Origin of the sequence: uncultured Maribacter sp., assembly GCF_947496775.1 — a bacterium.
Classification (GTDB): Bacteria; Bacteroidota; Bacteroidia; order Flavobacteriales; family Flavobacteriaceae; genus Maribacter_B.
Window position 1 is genome coordinate 46,327 of sequence record NZ_CANMDU010000007.1, and the last position, 22,161, is coordinate 68,487.

At 31.8% G+C, this 22,161-nt stretch carries 25 protein-coding genes; 12 read left to right on the forward strand and 13 right to left on the reverse strand.

Features of this window, described 5'->3' with window-relative positions; genetic code table 11:
* Positions 1 to 104 precede the first annotated feature (104 nt).
* The 8 genes from hemB (at position 105) to Q0856_RS12035 (ending at position 5,803) form a co-directional block, all read left to right on the forward strand.
* Complete coding sequence (gene hemB, locus Q0856_RS12000) at positions 105 to 1,100, forward strand: porphobilinogen synthase (RefSeq protein ID WP_298505309.1); 996 nt, start codon at positions 105 to 107, stop codon at positions 1,098 to 1,100.
* A gap of 281 nt (positions 1,101 to 1,381) precedes the next feature.
* Entirely contained in the window at positions 1,382 to 2,503 is a 1,122-nt protein-coding gene (locus tag Q0856_RS12005) for a hemolysin family protein (protein ID WP_298505312.1), read from the forward strand.
* 1 nt (position 2,504) lies between these two features.
* Positions 2,505 to 2,978 carry a methylated-DNA--[protein]-cysteine S-methyltransferase gene (locus Q0856_RS12010; RefSeq protein ID WP_298474787.1) on the forward strand — a complete coding sequence of 158 codons (474 nt, stop codon included), beginning with the start codon at positions 2,505 to 2,507 and terminating at the stop codon, positions 2,976 to 2,978.
* Positions 2,979 to 3,019: 41 nt separating this feature from the next.
* Entirely contained in the window at positions 3,020 to 3,616 is a 597-nt protein-coding gene (locus tag Q0856_RS12015; RefSeq protein ID WP_298505315.1) for a Crp/Fnr family transcriptional regulator, read from the forward strand.
* A 61-nt stretch (positions 3,617 to 3,677) separates the two neighbouring features.
* Positions 3,678 to 4,157, forward strand: a complete 480-nt coding sequence (locus Q0856_RS12020) for a hypothetical protein (RefSeq protein WP_298505317.1) — start codon at positions 3,678 to 3,680, stop codon at positions 4,155 to 4,157.
* Positions 4,158 to 4,374: 217 nt separating this feature from the next.
* Entirely contained in the window at positions 4,375 to 4,998 is a 624-nt protein-coding gene (locus Q0856_RS12025) for a hypothetical protein (RefSeq protein ID WP_298505320.1), read from the forward strand.
* 263 nt (positions 4,999 to 5,261) lie between these two features.
* Positions 5,262 to 5,456 carry a hypothetical protein gene (locus Q0856_RS12030; RefSeq protein ID WP_298505323.1) on the forward strand — a complete coding sequence of 65 codons (195 nt, stop codon included), beginning with the start codon at positions 5,262 to 5,264 and terminating at the stop codon, positions 5,454 to 5,456.
* Positions 5,457 to 5,473: 17 nt separating this feature from the next.
* Positions 5,474 to 5,803 (forward strand): OmpA family protein, encoded by a 330-nt coding sequence (locus tag Q0856_RS12035; protein WP_298505326.1) that lies wholly within the window; start codon positions 5,474 to 5,476, stop codon positions 5,801 to 5,803.
* A 110-nt stretch (positions 5,804 to 5,913) separates the two neighbouring features.
* Here the strand turns inward: Q0856_RS12035 and Q0856_RS12040 are convergent, their stop codons facing one another.
* Positions 5,914 to 6,369: a hypothetical protein gene (locus Q0856_RS12040; RefSeq protein ID WP_298505329.1), complete on the reverse strand. Its 456-nt coding sequence runs from the start codon at positions 6,367 to 6,369 to the stop codon at positions 5,914 to 5,916.
* Positions 6,370 to 6,774: 405 nt separating this feature from the next.
* Between Q0856_RS12040 and Q0856_RS12045 the strand changes: the two genes are divergently transcribed.
* Both Q0856_RS12045 and Q0856_RS12050 read left to right on the forward strand, forming a co-directional pair.
* Positions 6,775 to 8,571, forward strand: coding sequence for a DUF4153 domain-containing protein (locus tag Q0856_RS12045; RefSeq protein ID WP_298505331.1), 1,797 nt, complete (start codon positions 6,775 to 6,777; stop codon positions 8,569 to 8,571).
* A 3-nt stretch (positions 8,572 to 8,574) separates the two neighbouring features.
* Entirely contained in the window at positions 8,575 to 9,288 is a 714-nt protein-coding gene (locus Q0856_RS12050; RefSeq protein ID WP_298505333.1) for a 3'-5' exonuclease, read from the forward strand.
* Here the strand turns inward: Q0856_RS12050 and Q0856_RS12055 are convergent.
* Positions 9,285 to 11,444 carry a S8 family serine peptidase gene (locus tag Q0856_RS12055; RefSeq protein ID WP_298505336.1) on the reverse strand — a complete coding sequence of 720 codons (2,160 nt, stop codon included), beginning with the start codon at positions 11,442 to 11,444 and terminating at the stop codon, positions 9,285 to 9,287. The two genes, Q0856_RS12050 and Q0856_RS12055, sit on opposite strands and share 4 nt — an antisense overlap.
* 216 nt (positions 11,445 to 11,660) lie before the next feature.
* Entirely contained in the window at positions 11,661 to 12,638 is a 978-nt protein-coding gene (locus tag Q0856_RS12060; RefSeq protein WP_298505339.1) for an endonuclease, read from the reverse strand.
* 74 nt (positions 12,639 to 12,712) lie between these two features.
* On the opposite strand from Q0856_RS12060, the gene hflX reads away from it, so the two are divergent.
* On the forward strand, positions 12,713 to 13,924 hold the full coding sequence (hflX, locus tag Q0856_RS12065; RefSeq protein ID WP_298474803.1) for a GTPase HflX: 1,212 nt from the start codon (positions 12,713 to 12,715) through the stop codon (positions 13,922 to 13,924).
* Positions 13,925 to 14,714: 790 nt separating this feature from the next.
* Here the strand turns inward: hflX and Q0856_RS12070 are convergent.
* On the reverse strand, positions 14,715 to 15,002 hold the full coding sequence (locus Q0856_RS12070) for a hypothetical protein (RefSeq protein ID WP_298474805.1): 288 nt from the start codon (positions 15,000 to 15,002) through the stop codon (positions 14,715 to 14,717).
* A gap of 252 nt (positions 15,003 to 15,254) precedes the next feature.
* Here Q0856_RS12070 and Q0856_RS12075 point away from each other — a divergent pair, with 252 nt between their 5' ends.
* Positions 15,255 to 15,683 (forward strand): hypothetical protein, encoded by a 429-nt coding sequence (locus Q0856_RS12075; RefSeq protein WP_298474807.1) that lies wholly within the window; start codon positions 15,255 to 15,257, stop codon positions 15,681 to 15,683.
* Positions 15,684 to 15,689: 6 nt separating this feature from the next.
* On the opposite strand, the gene Q0856_RS12080 is transcribed toward Q0856_RS12075, so the two are convergent.
* From Q0856_RS12080 to glp, 9 genes are all read right to left on the reverse strand, one after another.
* Entirely contained in the window at positions 15,690 to 15,998 is a 309-nt protein-coding gene (locus tag Q0856_RS12080; protein WP_298505341.1) for a hypothetical protein, read from the reverse strand.
* Between the two features lie 10 nt (positions 15,999 to 16,008).
* Positions 16,009 to 16,506, reverse strand: coding sequence for a hypothetical protein (locus Q0856_RS12085; protein ID WP_298505344.1), 498 nt, complete (start codon positions 16,504 to 16,506; stop codon positions 16,009 to 16,011).
* Positions 16,463 to 16,606 (reverse strand): hypothetical protein, encoded by a 144-nt coding sequence (locus Q0856_RS12090; RefSeq protein ID WP_298505347.1) that lies wholly within the window; start codon positions 16,604 to 16,606, stop codon positions 16,463 to 16,465. Before Q0856_RS12090 ends, Q0856_RS12085 begins: the two co-directional genes overlap by 44 nt.
* Positions 16,607 to 17,876: 1,270 nt before the next feature.
* A complete protein-coding gene (moaA, locus tag Q0856_RS12095; protein WP_298505350.1) occupies positions 17,877 to 18,884 on the reverse strand; it encodes a GTP 3',8-cyclase MoaA in 1,008 nt (335 codons plus the stop codon).
* Positions 18,884 to 19,795 carry a bifunctional molybdenum cofactor biosynthesis protein MoaC/MoaB gene (gene moaCB, locus Q0856_RS12100; protein ID WP_298474816.1) on the reverse strand — a complete coding sequence of 304 codons (912 nt, stop codon included), beginning with the start codon at positions 19,793 to 19,795 and terminating at the stop codon, positions 18,884 to 18,886. Before moaCB ends, moaA begins: the two co-directional genes overlap by 1 nt.
* 13 nt (positions 19,796 to 19,808) lie before the next feature.
* Positions 19,809 to 20,252 carry a molybdenum cofactor biosynthesis protein MoaE gene (locus Q0856_RS12105; protein WP_298505352.1) on the reverse strand — a complete coding sequence of 148 codons (444 nt, stop codon included), beginning with the start codon at positions 20,250 to 20,252 and terminating at the stop codon, positions 19,809 to 19,811.
* Between the two features lie 14 nt (positions 20,253 to 20,266).
* Positions 20,267 to 20,500 (reverse strand): MoaD/ThiS family protein, encoded by a 234-nt coding sequence (locus tag Q0856_RS12110; RefSeq protein ID WP_298505355.1) that lies wholly within the window; start codon positions 20,498 to 20,500, stop codon positions 20,267 to 20,269.
* Positions 20,501 to 20,512: 12 nt separating this feature from the next.
* Positions 20,513 to 20,875, reverse strand: a complete 363-nt coding sequence (locus Q0856_RS12115; protein ID WP_298474820.1) for a winged helix-turn-helix domain-containing protein — start codon at positions 20,873 to 20,875, stop codon at positions 20,513 to 20,515.
* Between the two features lie 11 nt (positions 20,876 to 20,886).
* Positions 20,887 to 22,062 carry a gephyrin-like molybdotransferase Glp gene (gene glp / locus Q0856_RS12120; RefSeq protein WP_298505357.1) on the reverse strand — a complete coding sequence of 392 codons (1,176 nt, stop codon included), beginning with the start codon at positions 22,060 to 22,062 and terminating at the stop codon, positions 20,887 to 20,889.
* Positions 22,063 to 22,161: the final 99 nt, after the last annotated feature.

Here is a 22,161-nt window from a genome sequence, read left to right on the forward strand (position 1 = left end):
CAAATGAACGTTTTAAATACCAATTATATTGGTTTACAAGCAATTTCTATAGTGCATTTTCTTTACTTTGTAACTTTAAAACAAATTTTCAGTAAAACAACTTTATGTACCCACTTATAAGAAATAGAAGATTACGTAGTAATACAGCTGTTCGCAGGTTAGTTCGTGAAACCATAATAACTCCGGATGATTTTCTCGTGCCACTATTTGTTGTGGAAGGAAAAGGTATAAAAAAAGAAATTCCATCCATGCCAGGGCAATTTCAACTAAGTTTAGATAATTTAGAAAAAGAAGTAAAAGAGCTTTGGAATCTTGGTCTTTGTTCAGTTTTACTTTTTGCCAAAGTACCAGATAATTTAAAAGATAATAAGGGAACAGAAGCCTTAAATCCAGACGGACTAATGCAACGTGCTGTAAAAGCTGTAAAAAATGCTTGTCCAGAGATGTTGGTAATGACCGATGTTGCTTTAGACCCATTTTCTGTATACGGTCATGATGGTATTATTGAAAACGGAGAAATAGTAAATGATGCATCTTCCGAAGTTCTTGCAGAAATGAGTGTTTCTCATGCAGAAGCTGGAGCAGATTTTGTTGCACCAAGTGATATGATGGATGGTAGAATACTAACCATTAGAGAGGCTTTAGAAGATGAAGGGTATACCAATACTGGAATAATGAGTTACAGTGCAAAATACGCTAGTGCCTTTTATGGTCCTTTTAGAGATGCATTAGATTCTGCTCCAGTAGACAATAAAAATATTCCAAAAGACAAAAAAACCTACCAAATGGATTACGCTAATAGGTTTGAAGCTATTAGAGAAACCCAAATGGATATTGATGAAGGTGCCGATATCGTTATGGTTAAACCTGGTTTATGTTACTTAGATATTGTTCGTGAAATTAAAAACGAAGTAGATGTACCTATTGCAGTTTACCAAGTTTCTGGAGAATATGCTATGCTTAAAGCTGCGGCAGAAAAAGGGTGGCTAGACCATGATGCGGTAATGATGGAGCAACTAATTGCCATTAAAAGGGCCGGCGCAAATATAATAGCTAGCTATTTTGCAAAAGATGTAGCTAAATTATTAGGCCAATTATAATGAATACCTATTAGTTTATTTTAAATTCTTATCCAAAAAAGAAACAAACGCCAAATATTCATTTAACACACTTACAATAAGCAATTTAAATATAATCGTATACGATTATTGTAAAATAAAAGATACTGTATATCAATATTTTAAAAAACAGCTATTTTCCTTAAGTATTTCAAATTTAAAGAATCGGTAGATTTATTTATAAAAAATACTTATCGTTATAATAACAGAATAAAAATACAATCTGTGAATTTATATGTATTTTAGTTCTTTAAACATTTTCCATGGGACTTTTAATTTTTTATGCGCTTATCTCTATTTTCTTTTCCTTTCTATGTTCAATTCTAGAAGCAGTTTTACTAAGTGTTACATCAACCTTTATTAATGTTAAGAAAAAAGAAGGCAAAGATTTTGCTGTAACATTAGAAGAACTAAAGAAAGATGTAGACCAACCTCTAATAGCAATTCTTACTTTAAACACTATTGCACATACTGTTGGTGCAATTCTAGTCGGTGTACAAGCCAAAGTTGCATACCAGGAATTGTACGGAGCAACACAACAATCTATCCTTGGAATAGAATTTTCCGAAGATTTAATGGTCGGTGTAGTTTCTACAATAATGACATTGCTAATTTTAATTGCTTCTGAAATTGTACCTAAAACTATTGGTGCAACGTATTGGAAACAACTTTCTGGTTTCACAGCAAAATCTCTAAAAATAATGGTATTGCTATTGAAATGGACTGGCATACTTTGGATTTTACAACTATTCACAAAATTAGTTGGGGGTAAAGGGCACCATGGTAGTGTTTTAAGCAGAGAAGATTTTACAGCCATGGCAGATATTGCCCAAGAAGAAGGTGTTTTTCAGGAATCCGAATCTAAAGTGATTAAAAATTTATTAAAGTTTGATGAAATTTTAGTAAAACATGTCATGACGCCTCGCTCTGTAATGATAACAGCTTCTGAAAGTAAAAGTATAGATTCGTTCTTTAGAGAAAACCCGAAAATGCGCTTCTCAAGAATTCCTACCTATAGTGATAAGCTAGACCATATTACTGGTTATGTGCTGAAGGATAATATTTTAGAGGAAATGATTCATAAAAACGGAGAATCTAACCTTGCGACTATACGAAGAGATATAATTATCACTAATAGAAATACTCCTATTCCAGATTTGTTCGAGACACTTATTGAAAAAAGAGAACATATTGCCTTGGTGGTCGATGAATACGGTTCTGTTAGTGGTTTAGTAACTATGGAAGATGTTATTGAAACATTACTTGGGTTAGAAATAGTAGATGAAAGTGATAAGGTAGATAATTTACAACATTTAGCACGTAAGAATTGGCAAGCACGTGCCAAGCGTTTAGGAATTATAGAAGAAAATACAGAGTTAGAGTAATATGGAAGAAGCATACATTGCTACACCATTAGGAATAACAAAAATCGCGGGCGATGTAAATGGCATTGTCTCGATTACTGTACTCAATGCAGACGTACCCATTACAGAAGTCATCCCTGAAGTTTTAGAAGATACCGTTTACCAACTTAGGGAATACTTTAAAGAAGAACGCAAAGACTTTAATCTAATCCTCAACCCAGAAGGTACTGATTTTCAAAAACGCGTATGGAAAGCTTTAGAGGATATACCCTATGGAAAAACCATTTCCTACATGGATTTATCTAAAACCTTAGGAGACCCAAAAGCAATACGTGCTGTGGCAGCTGCAAATGGTAAAAATCCTCTTTGGATTGTTGTTCCATGTCATAGAGTAATTGGTAGTGATGGCTCACTTACGGGTTATGCTGGCGGTCTGCATAGAAAAAAATGGCTTTTAGAATTAGAAAGCCCGGCAAAACAACAATCGTTGTTTTAACTTTTAGTAGACCAATTACTAACACTACAATCAAAACTTTTATGAAAACAGATAGTAATAACTTAAAAATTATACCATACATTAAGTCTTTAATAAATGTAGACGATAATGTTCTAAATGAATCCATATCTCGTTGTACAATTAAACATTTCAAAAAAAAAGAAACCATTTCAAAAAGTGGAAATACGGATAGAGAATTATTTTTCATTGAAGATGGTTTTATAAGGTTATTCATTACAGACAGTAAAGGAAAACAACATACCACACATTTTGCAATACCAAATGTGTTTATTGCCGATTATACTGCTTTAGCATCTGGCTTACCTGCTATGTATACTTTGGAAGCAATAGAAGACACTAAAATGATAGTAATTAGTAATGAAAATTTACAATACCTCTATTCTAATTTAAAAGAAGGCGAACTCTTAGGCCGAAAAATTTTAAATCAATATTTCTATTATTTTGATAACAGATTGCAACATTTTTATACACATACACCTCAAGAGCGATTTGATTTAATGAATAGCATTTTTCCTGATATTCACAATAAAGTACCACAACATATGATAGCTTCCTATATTAATATAACTTCTGTTCATTTAAGCAGGCTAAAAAAGCAGGCACATTTAAAAACCTAAACAAATGTTATCGTTTTACTGTTTTAATAGATGGACATTTGCATCTTACAAATAAACCATTATGAAACAAATATTAAACAACTACATTTCTAAAACTACTGCAATTTTATTAATCTTATTATCTACAGCTTGCAAAAAGGATTCTAATGATAGTAGCAATGAATTAAATTCAAACACTTTTACAGCTATCGTAGAAGGTGAAGATTTTACATCTACCGATATACTGGCAGTACAATTAAGTGCTTCAAAAAAAATTACTATCACGGCGGAGTCTAAAGATTCAAAAGTAATTCAGTTTATTCTTCCAGGAGATATCACTGAAGGTACTTTTAAAATTTTTGATCTCTTAAACACTCCTCAAATTTTAGGCAGTTATTCCCCTGTAACTTCAGTAGATAGTTTTGAACCCCTAACCAGCGGAAATATAACCATAACTTCTTTTAATGATGCAACCAACACTATTGAAGGTACTTTTAATGCGAACACATCTACTATAACTATTACGCAAGGTACATTTAATATTAAATTTAAAGAGCTTTAATGTAATACTAGTCTAGCAAAACATTTAAAAAAACCATATACCCTTTTACTTATAGTTTTATAACGCAATATAAGTTTAAAGCTATAAGTAAAAGGTATATGCAATAGGTTTATAGTCTATAAGAATAGCACTTCTGAGAGCTAATAGTATTAAAAACAACAACATACACTTCTATTTATAAAAGAAACTTTACCTACTTTTACATAAATACTTTTATATGAAATCTTACAAACTACTAATTTTAGCCATTTTATTTTCTACTTTTTTTATTGGTTGTAAAGAAGCTAAAAAAGAAAACGTAACAACTAGCTCAGAAAAAAGTACGTTACATATTGAGCAAGATAAACCGGATATCTATTTTGAAAAAAACGCAAGTTGCTCCAATTTTATTAATGCTATAGATTTTTCTTCTCTTTGTTTTTCTACAAATAAAACACCGGATTACGACCTTAAAAGCCCTGAAACCGCTAATATTTGTAAATACAATATTTCTACAGGTGAAAATTCTAAAAATATTTCTATTACTCTAACTTTTTTTGATTACAACTCGGGCGGGTTTAATGGTCGCCAAAAACCTCAACAAGTAAGAGAATTGATAGAAAATAGTTTTGATAAACGTAAAAAAAACACACAACTCTTTGCTAGTTATAAAGATGCTTCCTTAGGAGATAAAGCTTTTTTCACCTTCAACGAAGCCAAAACAAATAAAGCATTACATTTTAGAATAGGCAATGTACAAGCCTTTATTGAAATACTAAATAACAATGAGAATCCTTGTTATAGTTCCGATGCTGAATTATTAAAACTTGGAAAACTTATACTAAATAATTTAAAAAAATAAGTACACCAATTCTAATTATTGGAACACCATTATAAATGCTATAGCAACTAATACCATAAGAAATAGCTTCCATAAACTTAGAAAAACTAAACTCCATATTTATTAGAAGAGCAACGGTATAAGAAGTATAATTTAATTACGAACAAGCCTTAAAATCTGTTGGCTTTGAAATTATTTACCCAAGCTTTGGGATAAAAAGAATACCGGCACATAAACCCCATAAAGTTACTTTAGATATTCCCTAGCTCATCATAATAGTAATATTGAAACCGATAGACGCTTATTTTGTTGCACAAGGAAAAAAGGATGGTAAAATTTATACACTAGCCTTATTTATACATTACAATAGAAGTTCTTGGAAAGGTTTAAAAGATAACATCTTTGTTCAAGCCCAAATTGTAGAAAAAGAGGATATGGAAACTGGACAGGTATCTGCAGCCTTTATAGAAGAAAAATAAAAAACGAAGGTAAAGAAGTGTTTCACAATATTCTATTTGATTTTGGTAGTGATACACTTACACCAGAATCTTATAAGGTATTAGAAACCTTAGCTACATATTTAAATTCAAATAAAAAACAATCCTATTATATTGTTGGTCCTACAGATAATATTGGATCTTTAATAAATAACCAGAAATTATCTGAAAAAAGAGCGCAAGCCGTAACTAAAGCTTTAATATCAAAATACCATGTAAATTCTACGCAATTATCTGCGCATGGTGTTGGACAACTATCTCCATTAGCCATTAATACAACAGAAACTAGAAGAGCTTTAAATAGACGTGTAGCAGTTGTTCTTAAATAAAAGTTAACAGAAAATAAAAAAAGAGTTTAGTGACTTTTCTAATTAAAATAGAAAAAGAAACTAAACTCTTTATATATAAAACGTATAGATGTTTACATTCTGAAATACGCTTATTTTCTTTCGTATTTAGCATATTCATAGGTTTCCGAACCATTATCCTCGCAACCGTACATTCCCCATTTTAAAACATCCTTTCCATCAAATTCAGACTTAATATCATAAGCTTCTAAATCATCTTCATAAGCATCTTCTAAAGGTGTAATTTTATACGTGCCATCCTCATTTTTTTTCCACTCCCCGCTTTCATAAAACTCCCCATCTACTATTTCAATATAAGTGCCATCTGCTTTAAAAGTATAGGTATTAATAACACCAACATCTCCAGGTCTTGAAGTTTCAATTTCATCCGTATCACAATAATATGAATGTTCAGAAACAAAGTTCCATTCGCCAATTAAAAGATCTACATCTGCAAGTTTATCTTCAACATTTGCATCCTCTTCTGAACAAGCAGTAAAAAGAATAAGTAATAAAAAAGTTAATGGTAATTTAAAAAAATAGTTCATGGTTATAATTTTGGTTTATTATTGAGTTCTATAAAACGCCTTACAACCATATTATTGTATAAATTATATTTTTTTCTTATTTGATTAAAGAGATTTATCTTACATTTTATAGAAAACAAGCAGAAAAGAAAGCAATATTTTTTAATTATTACAAACCAATTAGTTTGTTGTAAACCCTTATAACTACATACAGAATGGAGTTTTTACTTTTCGTCGATACTAAAACATCAAAAAAAGAAGTTTTAGTAATTAGCAATAGGTTTTAAAAAACTAAAAACCGACTACCTAGTTTATTTACATATAAACAAACGTATTTAAAAGTGTACCATAAAACAACTGTAAACAGGGTGTTTTAAACCTAACAGTAACCGTAAATTTGTTACTGAAACCATTATTTTTAATATAATGAAAATACCATCTTTAACAGAAATTACCACTAAAGCAGAAAGTGCTTTTAAACGTTTTCCTATTACATTAGTGTGGTCTATTCTAGGCTCTTTATATTGTATGAGTATTGTAGGAGATTCTTCGTTAGATTTATTTGAGGACAAATCAAATGTATTACTCACGCTAAGCTTGGGTATAAGCTGGCTAATTGGCATTCAATTTTTTGTAGAACAATTTAAGAACAAGAAAAAATGGCTCTGGTTAAAAGTAGTAGTCCTTGCTCTATTAGGTCTTTTTTACTGGTACTACCCTAGTGTATACCATTATACACAAAACCCTATATACCTTACTAGATTTTTCCTTTACCTTATTGCAGGGCATTTATTTGTTCTTTTTGCTCCATTTCTAGTTAAATGGGATAAAAATGCCTATTGGAATTACTTAAACCTAACTGGAGTAGCTATAACTAGAAGTCTGTTTTTTTCAGGTATTCTTTTCTTAGGGTTAGTTTTAGCCTTAATTGCTATTGAGGCTCTTTTTGATATAAACATAAAAAGAAGAAGATATGGACAGTTGTTTATATTTTGCCTAGGTATTGTAAATACGTGGATATATTTAGCAGATTTTCCTAAAAATGTAATGCAGAATACCACCATACAGCTTAACAAAGCAATTGAGGTATTGGTAAAATATATATTAATACCGTTAGTTATTCTTTACCTATTAATATTATATGCATATAGTGCCAAAATTGTTATAGAATGGGAATTGCCTAAAGGTTGGGTTTCCTATTTAGTAATTGCACTATCTGTTTTAGGATATGTAATTCAAATAATAATAAACCCCATTCAAAAAAGTATAAAATCGTGGACAATCAATAGGTTTTTTCCTTGGTTTTACCTCTTATTAATTCCGTTAAACATATTACTCTTTGTTGCCATTTTTAGGAGAATTAATGATTATGGAATTACAGAAAACAGATATTTTGTATTAGCAATTGCTATTTGGAATGTTGCCATGATAGCATACATATTACTTAGCAAGAAAAAAGCTTTAAGAACAATTCCTATTTCTTTATTTGCAATTGCAATTTTTTCTTCATTTGGTTTTTGGGGAGCGCATAGTGTCTCTAACGCTAGCCAAACAAGGCAATTCGAGGAAATATTTAATAAAGTAAAAGAAAATAATAATACTGCAAGTCAATCAGAATTATACCAACTAAAATCTATTTTAACCTTTTTAGAAGAACGAAAAAAAGTAACAAACTTAAACTCCGTTACCCAATTAAATATAGAAGACTTTAGAGAAGAAGGCTATGAGTATAATACGTTTGGCTATTTAAACAAATATAAAATTTGGAAAAAACTAGATATTAAACTTGATTCAGCCTCTCTAACCAATAACGCTTCTAGCAACAGAATATATTATAACAAAAGTAACTATAGCAATGTTAAGCTATCCACATCTATTGCTGACTATGATTATTTTACCTATCTCAATTATTACAATACCAATAAAACTATTGATGCTGGAGTATATGATATACTTTTAGACATGAATACCATAGAAATAGACATTTATACTAAAAAGGATTCTTTAAAGCACATAAGGATTCCTATTAAACAAAAGTTATTAGAATTATCTGAAAAAACGGACAACCTAAATAATTTAGATGACTCTAATTTTAACTTCACAACGGAAAATAAAACAATGAAAATTAACTTATTTTTATCTGAGGTAAGTTTTAACATTAAAACCGATAAGAAAATTACATTTACCTCTTTTAAAGCCTTTTTATTTATAAAAGAAAAATAAGCTATGTTGCAAAAAACCAACCTTGAGTATATTCTATTTTTAGATATAGAAACGGTTCCTGAGCAAGAACATTTTGGCAGTTTAGATGCCGATAAAAAAGAACTTTGGGAACAAAAATCTAGATACCAACGTAAAGATGAATTTACTGCAGAGGAGTTTTACGATCGTGCAGGTATTTGGGCAGAGTTTGGTAAAATTGTTTGTATATCTGTTGGATATTTTAATTTTAAAGGAGACATAAGAACTTTTAGAGTTACTACTTTTCATGGGGAAGAAGACACCCTTTTAAAAGAATTTAAAAACTTGTTAAACTCTCATTTTAGTAGCACAAAACATTTACTTTGTGGGCATAATGGTAAGGAATTCGATTTTCCTTATATAGCTCGTAGAATGATAATACATGGTATAGATTTACCTTATAAACTAAATATGTTTGGCAAAAAACCCTGGGAAATTCCGCATTTAGATACCATGGAACTATGGAAATTTGGCGACTATAAGCATTTTACTTCTCTTAAGCTTATGGCGAATGTATTAGGTATTCCTTCTCCTAAGGAAGATATAGATGGTAGCATGGTTAGACAAGTATTCTATGAAGATAAGGATATAGACCGTATTTGTAAATATTGCGAATTAGATGTTATTACTACTGCTCAAGTTTTTCTAAGACTACGAAACGATAACCTTCTGGTAGACTCAGAAATTAAACGTATTTAATCTTTATAAAACTTTGTAGTAGATATTCCCTTAGAAGTATCTATTACCAAAATATAAAGCCCAGAGGATAAGTTAGAGACTGGAATACCTTTTTCTGGCACTTCTCCATTATCTACTTCCAAGCCAGATGTAGAAATAATCTGAAAATGACTATCCTTTTCTTTCTCTCCATTAATACGAATTATATCTGTAGTAGGATTCGGGTAAACAGATATACTAGGTAGTGTCTCCTTTAAAGAATTCTCCTCATTAATATCTTCCAAAATAGTTTCTAAACCGGCAAAAACAAAAGAATACACCATAGAAAACTCCGATGCTTTATTTTCCGTACAAAAGGTGCGTAAACGAACATCATAAGACATATCCTTCACTAAACCAGGTAGTTCAATAATATTCTTATCGGTATATTTTATAATCCAATCCTTGGAATTAGATGGTTTATATTGTACTTCATACATTGCATCTGTAATCGTATCCCACTCCAAAGAAATAGTACCTGCCTCCCCTTGTAATTGCAAATTAGACGGTGCAAAAACCTTACACTCGGTCACTGAAATACCAGAAACAACTAATGAAAAATTTTGCATAGCATTAGTGAGCTCTCCTTTATGAGTTATAGTAATTGTATACTCTCCTACGGCGTTTTCAATATCAATTTTCTCAAAATTATCTACTCTGTTATCGCCCTTGCTAGCCGCTTTTGTTGCCTCTGATGCACTGAGTTTCCATGGATAATATGTGCCAAAGTTTTGGGTTATTCTTATATCTAAATCGTTAACTAATGCTGCAGTAGTATTATTAACTACATCTCTATTAATAAAACTAGAAACGGGATCTGTCCAAGAGATAGAAGCCATTAGTTTTTGGTTTTCGGGTATGGTAACTGTAACACTATATGTTTCTCCTTGGGCAATACTTTCTTCTTTTATAATAGAGCTAAACTCCTTATTTGCTAATACCTCAGCGGCACTTTTGCTATTCATTACTCCCCAACCCATTTGGTAATCTGGTCCGGCTTCATTAACATCATCTGCTGTATGTAGCACCAACCCCTTTAATGTAGCTGCTTTCATAAAAGAACCATATAAATCATTGTGGTACTGTTGCAACAATAACATGGAACCTGTAATTCCAGGCGTAGCCATAGAGGTTCCAGTAGACGAATTGTAACTCGTATCACTATTAGAATATGCTGCATAAACATTGGTCCCTTGACCAGCAATGTCTGGCTTTATCCTACCATCATCTACAGGCCCAAAACTACTATATGCCGCTACGGTCGCTTTGACCAAAGCGCCATCAGTATCAATTTTTGCTTCCGCTGCAGCTACAGTAATTCCGTTTTTAGAAGTAGCAAAACCTAACAGCATGTCGTAACCTTTGCCTATCGCCTCAGAAATTGGTACTTCATTATCTCCAGATTTCTGAGCATTTCCTGCTGCTGTTACCATAAGATAATACGGAGCATTATACATGATATTATCCCAATCTTTGGTAACACGTAAATAAGAGCCAAAATACCAGTCTGGTACACGGTCTGTAATAATCCCATAAGAATGGTTTGATAATAAAAGTCCGTTTGCAGCTGCTTCGGCCACTTCAATTTTATCTCTACTCCAGTCGCTTGTAATTCCTGTTGCTTCGTAAGCTACCCCCCTGGCCCTATCTTTTTTACCAGATGCAATTAACGTTCCCATTACCATAGTAGGATGTGATCCAAGTTTGGTAGTTTTATCCGCAATAGTTACCCGAGAATCGAACTCTGTATGTGTTTTACGGGCAACACCAGAATCCCATACTCCAACTTGCATTCCTTTTCCTGTAATACCTAAATGCAATAATCCATCTTCATAAAGCGAATTTGCTCTAGTAGTAGCGCTTACATGATCATAAAACGTAGTGTAGTATATTGGGGTTCCATCTTCTCCTATATCTAATAACTCAATGGCACTCCCATTTGGCAACTCCTCTTTTAATTGCCATCCATTCTTTTGGGCTAAAGATTTTATTTGCTTTTGCTTTTGGGAAAATTGACTTTCTAATTTAGAAACCATTTTCTTTAAGTTAGAAGTGTTATACTCCTTAGTAATATTTATTTTTTGTGTCTTTGTTTGGCTATAAGAAAGTAAAGAACTTAATACAAATAAAAAGCACATTACTAGTTTATAAAACCATAGACAAAAAGGTTGTCTGGAGGTCATAAAATACATTGTAAGATTTGGACTACAAATATATTTTAGTAATAAGAGTTACTATAAAACAATAGACAATTTTCGATGAACTACATAGTTAATTTAATCTAGTTGTTGTGAAAGTGCAAAAATATGATGTGTAAGAATATTCCTATTCAAAAAATTCTACAATTTCTTGTGCTAAGAATTTAATTTAAGTTGAATATAAACAGGAAAATGGTCGCTATAGCCTCCCAAATATTTACTTCCTGCATAGGTTCTATAAGGGCTACCTTTATACTTCCCTTTAAATTCTGTTAAAAAGGTATCATCGAATATATTGGCATGCGCAAAACTATGCGTTCCTTTTTCATAATTAAAGAAATTATGAGAAACCATAATCTGATCAAACAAACTCCAACTTTTCTTATAATTTGTACTTCCTTTATGACTTGGTGTATGCAATTTCTCCATTGGGTTGTACAGATTAGTATCTTTTATTAATGTTTGTATACTTTCCGAGCTAGGATTATCATTAAAGTCACCCATTATTATATAATTAGGATCTACCTCCGCTTCTTCTATCTCGGTCATAACTTTTCTAACGGTTTTGGCTGCTTCTACTCTTTTATAATCTGTTTCTGAGCTACCATCTCGTCTAGAAGGCCAATGATTCACAAAAAGATGTACCACTTCTCCATTAAGTTTACCCTTTACATAAAGTATATCTCTAGTAGTATCTCTTACTCCTTTTAAATTATGAATCAAAAGAGTTACTGGCTCAGAATGTATAACTTCAAAATTACTTTTAAGATATAATAATCCCGTATCTATTCCACGCTCGTCTGGCGAATCGTAATGTACATATCCATAATCTATATCCCGTAAAGGCTCAGTGTATAAAAGGTCTTTTATTACTTCTTCATTTTCTACTTCGGCAATACCTACCAACACAGGAGGAGTATTTGCAGATTCATATCCAATTTTGCTAATTACCTTAGCAAGTTTAAACAACTTTTTATGATATCTTTTCTTAGTCCATTTCTTATACCCAGTTGGGGTAAAATCATCGTCTAAAGTTTTTTCATCATCTACAGTATCAAATAAATTTTCTAGATTGTAGAACGCAACCGTGTAAAGTTGTGGTTCTTTCTTTTGTTTAAATAAGGAAAAACGCATGCATTTTGTATTGGGGTGCTAAATTTACAAAATAGCTAGGTGAGATTTGCTTAATTTTGCACTTTATAGAATTTATGATAGAAAAGAAGACCACTGCCTATGAAAAGGCTGTTCTAATAGGCGTAATTAACAAAGAACAGAATGAAGAGAAAGTTAAGGAATATTTAGACGAGCTAGAATTTCTTACCTATACTGCTGGTGGCGAAGTATTAAAACGCTTTGTACAAAAGATAGATGTGCCAAATCCTAAAACTCTAATTGGTAGTGGTAAGATGGAGGAAGTTGAGGCTTATGTAGAAGCTAATAAAATAGGTTCTGTTATTTTCGATGATGAGCTTACTCCCGGGCAACAAAGAAATATAGAGAAACAATTACGATGTAAAATTATTGATAGGACCAGCCTAATTCTAGATATTTTTGCCCAACGCGCGCAAACTAGTTACGCTAGAACCCAAGTAGAGTTAGCACAATACCAATATTTACTACCAAGATTAACTGGACTATGGACACACTTAGAAAGACAAAAAGGGGGAATTGGTATGCGTGGCCCAGGAGAAACAGAAATCGAAACAGATAGGCGTATTGTCCGCGACCGTATAACGCTACTTAAAAAGAAATTACTAAAAATTGATAAACAAATGGGCACCCAACGAGGAAATCGTGGGGCATTAGTACGTGTTGCTTTAGTGGGTTATACCAATGTAGGTAAATCTACACTTATGAATGTTATAAGTAAAAGTGATGTTTTTGCAGAAAACAAACTTTTTGCAACATTAGATACTACCGTACGTAAAGTAGTTATAGGCAACTTGCCTTTTCTTTTAAGTGATACAGTTGGTTTTATACGGAAACTACCAACCCAATTGGTAGAGAGTTTTAAAAGTACGTTAGACGAAGTCAGAGAGGCCGATTTACTGTTACATGTTGTAGATATTAGCCACCCAAACTTTGAAGAACATATAGATTCTGTTCATAAAATTTTATCCGAGATAAAAAGCAGGGATAAGAAAACTATTATGGTGTTTAATAAAATTGACCAGTACAAACATGAGACTATAGAGGAAGATGACCTAATAACAGAAAAAACCTCAAAACACTTTACTATTGCAGAATGGAAAAAAACTTGGATGCAAAAAGTAGGAGATAGAGCCCTTTTTATATCCGCACTAAACAAAGAGAATTTAGATGAATTTAGAAAACGAGTTTATAATGAAGTTCGCGATATTCATGTAACACGGTTTCCGTATAATAATTTCTTATACCCGGAACATTTGGATGAGTATTAAAGATAAAGGATAGTGTTATCTTTTAGAATAGAACAACAAGATGTAATAGTAATATATTGCATCTTTTTTTTGCCTGTAAAAGATAAAATAAATTATAAAAAGTGTAGTTCATCGAAGAAAGAATACCACTCGTATTTTTCACAACATTATAGAGTTCGTTCACAACATAAATTGCGCAAAAACTTATCTCCTATACTATCTTTGAAATGTAATTAAGATATAGTGTTTATCCCAAATAAATACTAGAACTTAACCGAAAAAACAACCAAGTGTCTTTTCCCCAAAAAATGATACTTAACCTTAAAAAATTACCGAAATAAATAACCTCGATTATCGAGTAAATTTCGAACCCAAATTTTACAGAATACCTACTTAACTAAAAAATTGGCCCTTTCCCAAAAGGGCTTTTTTTATGCCCTACAATTGCAATATTTTAAAATAGTTTTATTGCTTATTTAAGTCCCTGTGCTGCAGTTCATCGAAGAAAGAATACCACTCGTATTTTTCACAACATTATAGAGTTCGTTCACAACATAAATTGCGCAAAAACTTATCTCCTATGCTATCTTTGAAATGTAATTAAGATATAGTGTTTACCCCAAATAAATGCTAGAACTTAACCGAAAAAACAACCAAGTGTCTTTTCCCCAAAAAAATGATACTTAACCTAAAAAATTACCGAAATAAATAACCTCGATTATCGAGTAAATTTCGAACCCAAATGTTACAGAATACCTACTTAACTAAAAAATTGGCCCTTTCCCAAAAGGGCTTTTTTTATGACAAAATACTACACAGCCACTAAACCCGAAGTAATATTCAAATCTTCCTGTAAGCAATACTTCCATTTTACAAACAAATCTATACCACCAATAACATCGTGATCTTTAAATAAATCTCCTAATTGTTGGCTATGTAAAAACTTAAAATAAAAAGGCGCTTGTAATCTCCATGGCATTTGCTTTAAAGGATAAATCTCATTTGTATCTTCTCGATAATACAAATTAGAATTTTTGTCTAGATATAGTTTTAGATGTAACTCCTTTAAATCAAAAATCTCATAAAACTCTTGGCTCATATCCTATTTTTATAAAACATAGTAGCACTTAAAAGCACAACCAATCCATATCTATTATAAATAATTTATTTTGCATGTTACCTATTTAAAAATCACCTTTTTATATCGGTGCAATTAAGATATGGATTATGTAACAGATTGTGGCTTAAAATAATTTACTTATCTTTTGTTTCTTATTAGTAAAAGTAATAAAAAATAGTTCACAGTAGTACATAAAAGTACATTTTTTGAAATAAAGTCCTACAAATATTTATGAAAACTAACGAAATTATAGACTTTTTACTTTCAGAATTTCAGACAGATAAAGCAGGGCTTGCCACTATTTTAAATGTACATAAATCTACTATAAGTAATATTAGTAAAGGCTACACCAAAAAAATATCTTCTAAACTAGCGCATAGCATTACTTTAGTAAAGCCAGAAATAAATTACGAGTTTATCATTGGTAATAGTGATCAAAAATATGTTTCTGACGACCGCAAAAATGTATCAAGGCAGGTTTGTCTAGACACAAAAGGGAAAAATAGAATTACAATAGAAGAAATAACAACGTTTATTGTAAATCATATTGAAGAGTTTGAAAAGAATGAAATCTTTAAAATTTACAAAAATTCACTTGTTAATCAGGCAAAAGTAGAGTTATTACAAGAGCAACTGTTACTTAAAAACTCTATGAAATAAGACTTATTATACACCAGCCAAAACCCTAGTCACATCCTTTTCTGTTAATTGATCTAGACCTAGATCATGTAATAAGGTTAATATTTTAAGATTTTTAACACGCTTTTTCGCAGCCTCATTTTTAGCGTTTATTTCTTTTACTTTTTTATTCGTAAACAAGCTTTTTAAATAGCCCTTTTCGCTATCTCCTTCCTCGTCTCTTTCATTAAATTCATCTATTATAGTACTTAGTACAATAATGGTTTCTTCCACAGATAAATCGCCAGCGCTAAGTTGGTGGCGTACTTCTTTAATTTGGTTAATTAAATCTTGCATAGTAGGGTTTTTAATTTTCAGATACCGTTTTGGCCTTTAATATGTGTAGTATTTCTTGTGCCTCTTGTTGAAATTCTTTTTTAAGTGTTGTTTGATGATTATGCCACAGTGCTATTTTTTTTATTAGATACATTAATAATAAAAAGCTAAGACAGGAACCTATAGCGTAAATTTGTAAGTAGATTTCATCAAAATAAAACTGTGGTTGAAAAATCCAAACTATTTGAACAGCATAACAATATATTGGAATCAAAAAAGAAAGTAGATATGGCTTAAATTGAAAACCAATAATCATTATTACTGGTGCAATAGATTGCGTAAAAGCCCATATAAAATTAGAATAATTACTAAAACCAAAAGTATTGCTTCCTTCTATATTTAATAATAGAAAAACCTTGTCTAGGTATAATAATAATCCAGACAAGGCAACAAATATCGAAGCTAAAACTCTTCTATTTTCTAATCTATTTTTGAGTCCCAGGCCTTTGAATTCCTCTATCCATTCCATACAATGTCTCTGTTTCAGCGGTGTCTGTTTTTGTACAAGAACTTACAAAGCCAATTAAAAATACTACCGCGATTACTGCTAAAAAATTTTTTGTTTTCATAATAACATGCATTTTAAATTATTTATACATGTAAATTACAAAACTCACGGTAAATGTAGGAAATAATTAACTTACAAAATGTAGGTTTTTCCCTCGTTTTTACTCTTTAGTATGTATAGAGAATTAAAAACTATTTCTACAGCCCCATTTTCTGAAAATAAAAAACAACAACTTTAAAACTGCGGTTCATCGAAGAAAGAATACCACTCGTATTTTTCACAACATTATAGAGTTCGTTCACAACATAAATTGCGCAAAAACTTATCTCCTATACTATCTTTGTAATGTAATTAAGATATAGTGTTTATCCCAAATGAATGCTAGAACTTAACCAAAAAAAACCAAGTGTCTTTTCCCCAAAAAATGATACTTAACCTAAAAGAATTACCGAGATAAATAACCTCGATTATCGAGTAAATTTCGGACCCAAATTTTACAGAATACCTACTTAACTAAAAAATTGGCCCTTTCCCAAAAGGGCTTTTTTATTTCTATTATTTTTTAATATATGTATTTCAGCGATAAAACATGCTTTTTAACGGATTACGCAACAGAAATAGGCCATTTTACAACAAAATTTTTTGCATTATCCTTTTCGTCTATACATTCGTTTTGTATTTAAAACTAAATGTTTTGTCCCGAATAAAAACCTTATTTTTTTGATACTTAAATAAGGCCTCTTACTGCGAATCTTTAACATAACTCTTATGTTATATTATAGACTGTGTAAACCAAATTTAACGTATCCTACTTAATAAAATAAAGCCCTCTAATGAGGGCTTTACTATATCTATTCTAGTTGCAATTATTAAAGTACAAGAAAAAAACTCTAGCTTGTTACTATTCTATTTATTCAATAGATGTTAGTAGATAGTTACCCGGATTACACCTCAAATTTTTGTAAATATTATGCTGAGCGGAGCCCTAGCCTATTTATAACTAACGAATAGTTCTCGACTTCGCTCGAACCGACTATGCTAATCTTTTTAAAGAGATAATTTCATTCCGTTGAAGATATTTACAGTTGCGTATGTAGCTATTGACCTATATTACTTACCTCCATAATCACTTTACATCCTCCAATAAAACAAACCACTAAGTATCTTTACAATGTATCATTGACGTAAAGCACGCTCTTTACAACAACTTACCGAGACTTTAACGTTTTTAATCTGTAGTAACCTAATCTTAACTTTTAATACCATATTAAAAAACAGACTACATAGTCTGTTTATGCATAAAGACCTATTTTAAAGTCTTCTTATATGCCTTAACCGCCAATAGTTATCATACTACGGTTTTTAGAATGTAAATTGCTTTCCTTTAGTTTCTCTAAAGTATCCATTTCTCCTCTAATTTTTTGCTTGGCTTTTACGGCTTTTGCTATAGAAGGAATTATAGATTTTCCTTCACGAAATAAACCTAGAAGATTAGACTCAGAACTAGAAAACAAACAATTTTTTAAACAACCATTTGCTGTTAAACGTAAGCGATTACAAGAATCGCAAAACGGATTACTAACAGATGATATAATCCCAAAACTACCCTTAAACCCTTTTATGCTATAGTTTTTAGTAGTATCATTAGGTGCATCTTGTAGTCTGAGTAATTTTTCTGAAGTATATGCAGTGTTCACAAGCTTCATTATTTCTGCATAGGAAACCATTTTCTTTACGTTCCATTTATTACCATCAAAAGGCATAAACTCAATAAAACGTACACTTATATTTAAATCTTTCGTAAGCCCAATAAAATCGACAATTTCACTATCATTAAAATCTTTTATTAGAACAACATTTACTTTAACGTTAAAGCCTTCTTTTTCCAACAGAAGTATATTATTATACACCCTCTCAAAATAGTCTCTACGAGTAATATCTTTAAACTTTTGAACATCTAAGGAGTCTAAGCTTACATTTATATCCTTTAAATTATTCTTTTTAAAATCGGCTATAAAGCGATCTACAGTAATACCATTAGTGGTAATTCCCATACGTACTGGTAAGGAAGCTAATTTTTGCAGTATTTCCCTAAAATCCTTACGTACAAGGGGTTCTCCACCCGTAAGTCTAATTTTAGTAACTCCATGGTCTACAAAAGTTTTTGCGATAGCATATACCTCATCCGCAGTCATTAAATGGGCTTTAGGAGACAAGGGTACTCCCGCAGCCGGCATACAATACGTACACCGTAAATTACAACGTTCGGTTAAGGATATTCTTAAGTAGGAATGTGCTCTTCCAAAAGTATCCGTTAGTGTATTTGTTTTTGGCCCCATTAATCGTGTCTTGCTCCTTTAAAAATCCTAAACAAATGCAATACTGCTGGGAAAATAGCTTCCATAGACTCTTTAGCTCCATTTGTGGAGCCGGGTAATGCTAATACCAAACTATCTTTATAGGTACCTGCTACACTTCTCGACAACATAGAATATGGTGTTCTCTGTTGTCCATATGCTCTTATGGCTTCTTCTATACCAGGTATTTTACGCTCTAATAAGGGCGCTAAAGCTTCTGGTGTAAAATCTCTTTTAGACAGACCCGTACCACCAGTATAAATAATAAGGTCTACCCCTTTTTCTTGATATTGTTTTAACCTTTCCTGAATATCATTAATCTCATCCGGAATTATACAATAATCAGCAATGGAAACATTACAACTTTCTAATTTTGCAATAATAGCTTTACCAGCTTTATCTTCTTTTTGCCCAGCAGAAATAGTATCCGAACAAACAATAACCGCAGCGGTAATATCTTTTCGAAAACGATCTGTATAGTCTGATTTTCCCCCTTTTTTGTGTAGTAATTTTATATTCGAAATTTCTATTCCCTTATCAATAGGCTTTAACATATCATACATATTAAGAGCAACTACACTTGCTCCATGCATAGCTTCTACCTCTACTCCTGTTTTGTAAATAGTTTTTATAGTTACCAAAACGGTAATTTCTAATCCATTAACAGTGTATTCAATCCCAGTAAACTCTATTGGTAAGGGATGACAATCTGGTAATAGCTCTGGCGTTTTTTTAACGCCTAATAAACCTGCAGCTTTGCTCATTGCAAAAACATCGCCCTTGGGTACTGTTTTTTCTTCTATAGCTTTTATAGTATCTATAGAACTAACCAAAACAGTAGCTTGGGCAGTAGCAACTCTAAGGGTATTATTTTTAAGGGTAATATCTACCATATTAATTTAAGATTTAGGTATTACTTTTCCATTGATGGCTTTCATCTTCAAACACTTCCTTTCCAAAAATGGGAACCTGTGCCTTTATTTCATTTACCACAAATTCTATTGCCGGAAATACTTCTTTTCTACGCGTAGCAGACACAAATACAAACAAACAAATTTCACCAGCGTTAACATTACCTATACTGTGATAAATATGCATGCAGGTAAGGTTATATTTTTCGAAAGTTGCTTCTCTAATTTCATGAAATTTTTTGTTGGCCATTTCTTCGTACGTTGTATATTCAATAGCACTTACTTTTTTACCATTTACCTCATCTGCACGTACTTGTCCTAAAAATATATTATGAGCCCCAATACTTGTTTTCGTTTGATGTTTTGCGATTGAATCTGCTATAAATGCCGAAGAGATAGCCCCGTCTATAAATACACTTTTTTTCTTATTATTTTTCATTCTTATTAACGTTTTCATCCTCCTGAAAATGGAGGTAATAATGCAACTTCTACTTCAGAAACTATAGTTCCCATATCTACCAACTCATTATTCAGAGCAACTTTAAAGTTTTTGCCATTTAGCGTTGGATGTTTTTGGTATACTACCTCTAGCAACTCTATCACCGTGCTTTTCGTAAACACTATCGTTTCTTCCATGCATTGAGTAAGTTCTGCTAATACTCCAAAATATTTAACGGTTATATTCATATACTATCTATTTTATTCTGATATAATTTCTACATTCTTAGGATTAGGAAACTGTGGTATTTGTGTATCTAAATATTCCCAACAGTTTTTATTAACACTATCGTAGGCAGTAATAAGCTCTTTACCATAAGGTGTAATTACTGTTCCACCACCATTTTTTCCTCCAGTACTTTTTATTACTACTAGAGCAGCACCTGCTTTGTTAATGGCATCTAATAATTCCCATGCTTTTTTATAGGACATGGAAAGGGATTTTGCGGCTTTAGATAAAGAACCTGTAGCATCTATAGCTTTTAATAGTTGCACGCGTCCTTCACCTAATAAAACTTTTCCGCCTACCTCTATCCAAATTCTACTTTTTATTTTATAATCCATACCAAAAGAATTTAAACCGGTAAGCAAATAACATCTATTTCCTCCCCTTGGGTAATATTATCTTTAGTTTCTGGCACATACACCAAAGCATTGGCTAGTGCAAAGGTTTGTAACATCGCAGAGCTTTGCCCGTCTAAAATTTCTACAGAAGCATCTTTATAAATGGCTTTTAAAAAATGTGCACGATCTCCTTTTCTACTATAAGCAGATAATGAATTGGCTTTTATTTGAGGAAGGTCTGTTGCGGTTGCTCCTATAAATTTTTGCAATGCAGGATACACATACATATAAAAACAACTAAGAGCTGCTGCCGGATTTCCTGGTAAAGCAAAAATTCGCGTGTTTTCTTGCTTACCATAAAACAAAGGCTTTCCTGGTTTTTGCTTTACTTTATAAAACAATTGCTCTACTTTTAGCTCCTTAAGAGCTTTACCTACAAAATCATAATCCCCTACAGATATACCGCCCGTTATAATTACTATATCATTTGTACTAATAACCTCTTGCAGCAATTGTAAAGTTGCCTTGTAATTATCTTTTACAGTATTTACGGTATAATCTTTTATATGCAAACTACAAAGTGCAGTCGCCAACATGGCGGAATTGCTTTCATATATTTTTCCATAAGTTAAAGACTCTCCAGGCTTGCACAATTCATTACCAGTAGTAACTATTGCAATACTTGGTTTTTCATAAACGGTTACTTCTGTTATTCCTAAAGAAGCTAAATAACCTATACCAGCAGGATTTAGGGTTGTTCCATTTTCTAAGGCAATATCTCCTTTTTGTACTTGCCCTCCTTTTTTTCTAATATTTATTTCTAGAGAAACTCCATCTTCTATGATAATACTCTGAGCATTAACAACTACTTTTTCTTGCATTACCACTGCATTTGCTGTATCTGGCACCGCTGCACCTGTAAATATGCGTATGGCTTCTCCTGGCTTCAAAACAGGATTATGTCCGTCACCAGCCTGCACTTCTCCTATAAGCTTATAATGTAAATCATCTGTTAAATGTAAAGCATAACCATCCATAGCAGATTGCCTAAAAGGTGGCATATTAATAGGAGAAACAACGGCTTCACTTAACGTATACCCTAAAGCTTCCTCCAATGGCAGCACCACTTCATTGCCACGTACACTATATTTTGCTATTTCCTCTTTTGCCTTCGAAACTGATATCATTAAAAAATACGTTATGTTCTTGCAAATATAACGCATTTTTTAATTGAGAGTTACCTAAAGAGAAGGTAAAATATTATTCTTAAAAATTAATGCAAACAA

Coding starts and splice junctions, on each gene's coding strand:
- Q0856_RS12105 (WP_298505352.1), bottom strand. CDS start 20,252: ATGAAAAATAATAAGAAAAAAAGTGTATTTATAGACGGGGCTATCTCT.
- Q0856_RS12010 (WP_298474787.1), top strand. CDS start 2,505: ATGGAAGAAGCATACATTGCTACACCATTAGGAATAACAAAAATCGCG.
- Q0856_RS12080 (WP_298505341.1), bottom strand. CDS start 15,998: ATGCAAGATTTAATTAACCAAATTAAAGAAGTACGCCACCAACTTAGC.
- moaA (WP_298505350.1), bottom strand. CDS start 18,884: ATGGGGCCAAAAACAAATACACTAACGGATACTTTTGGAAGAGCACAT.
- Q0856_RS12090 (WP_298505347.1), bottom strand. CDS start 16,606: ATGAAAACAAAAAATTTTTTAGCAGTAATCGCGGTAGTATTTTTAATT.
- Q0856_RS12110 (WP_298505355.1), bottom strand. CDS start 20,500: ATGAATATAACCGTTAAATATTTTGGAGTATTAGCAGAACTTACTCAA.
- Q0856_RS12045 (WP_298505331.1), top strand. CDS start 6,775: ATGAAAATACCATCTTTAACAGAAATTACCACTAAAGCAGAAAGTGCT.
- Q0856_RS12070 (WP_298474805.1), bottom strand. CDS start 15,002: ATGAGCCAAGAGTTTTATGAGATTTTTGATTTAAAGGAGTTACATCTA.
- Q0856_RS12055 (WP_298505336.1), bottom strand. CDS start 11,444: ATGTGCTTTTTATTTGTATTAAGTTCTTTACTTTCTTATAGCCAAACA.
- Q0856_RS12060 (WP_298505339.1), bottom strand. CDS start 12,638: ATGCGTTTTTCCTTATTTAAACAAAAGAAAGAACCACAACTTTACACG.
- hemB (WP_298505309.1), top strand. CDS start 105: ATGTACCCACTTATAAGAAATAGAAGATTACGTAGTAATACAGCTGTT.
- Q0856_RS12115 (WP_298474820.1), bottom strand. CDS start 20,875: ATGGATTATAAAATAAAAAGTAGAATTTGGATAGAGGTAGGCGGAAAA.
- glp (WP_298505357.1), bottom strand. CDS start 22,062: ATGATATCAGTTTCGAAGGCAAAAGAGGAAATAGCAAAATATAGTGTA.
- Q0856_RS12005 (WP_298505312.1), top strand. CDS start 1,382: ATGGGACTTTTAATTTTTTATGCGCTTATCTCTATTTTCTTTTCCTTT.
- Q0856_RS12050 (WP_298505333.1), top strand. CDS start 8,575: ATGTTGCAAAAAACCAACCTTGAGTATATTCTATTTTTAGATATAGAA.
- moaCB (WP_298474816.1), bottom strand. CDS start 19,795: ATGGTAGATATTACCCTTAAAAATAATACCCTTAGAGTTGCTACTGCC.
- Q0856_RS12040 (WP_298505329.1), bottom strand. CDS start 6,369: ATGAACTATTTTTTTAAATTACCATTAACTTTTTTATTACTTATTCTT.
- Q0856_RS12020 (WP_298505317.1), top strand. CDS start 3,678: ATGAAACAAATATTAAACAACTACATTTCTAAAACTACTGCAATTTTA.
- hflX (WP_298474803.1), top strand. CDS start 12,713: ATGATAGAAAAGAAGACCACTGCCTATGAAAAGGCTGTTCTAATAGGC.
- Q0856_RS12025 (WP_298505320.1), top strand. CDS start 4,375: ATGAAATCTTACAAACTACTAATTTTAGCCATTTTATTTTCTACTTTT.
- Q0856_RS12015 (WP_298505315.1), top strand. CDS start 3,020: ATGAAAACAGATAGTAATAACTTAAAAATTATACCATACATTAAGTCT.
- Q0856_RS12085 (WP_298505344.1), bottom strand. CDS start 16,506: ATGGAATGGATAGAGGAATTCAAAGGCCTGGGACTCAAAAATAGATTA.
- Q0856_RS12075 (WP_298474807.1), top strand. CDS start 15,255: ATGAAAACTAACGAAATTATAGACTTTTTACTTTCAGAATTTCAGACA.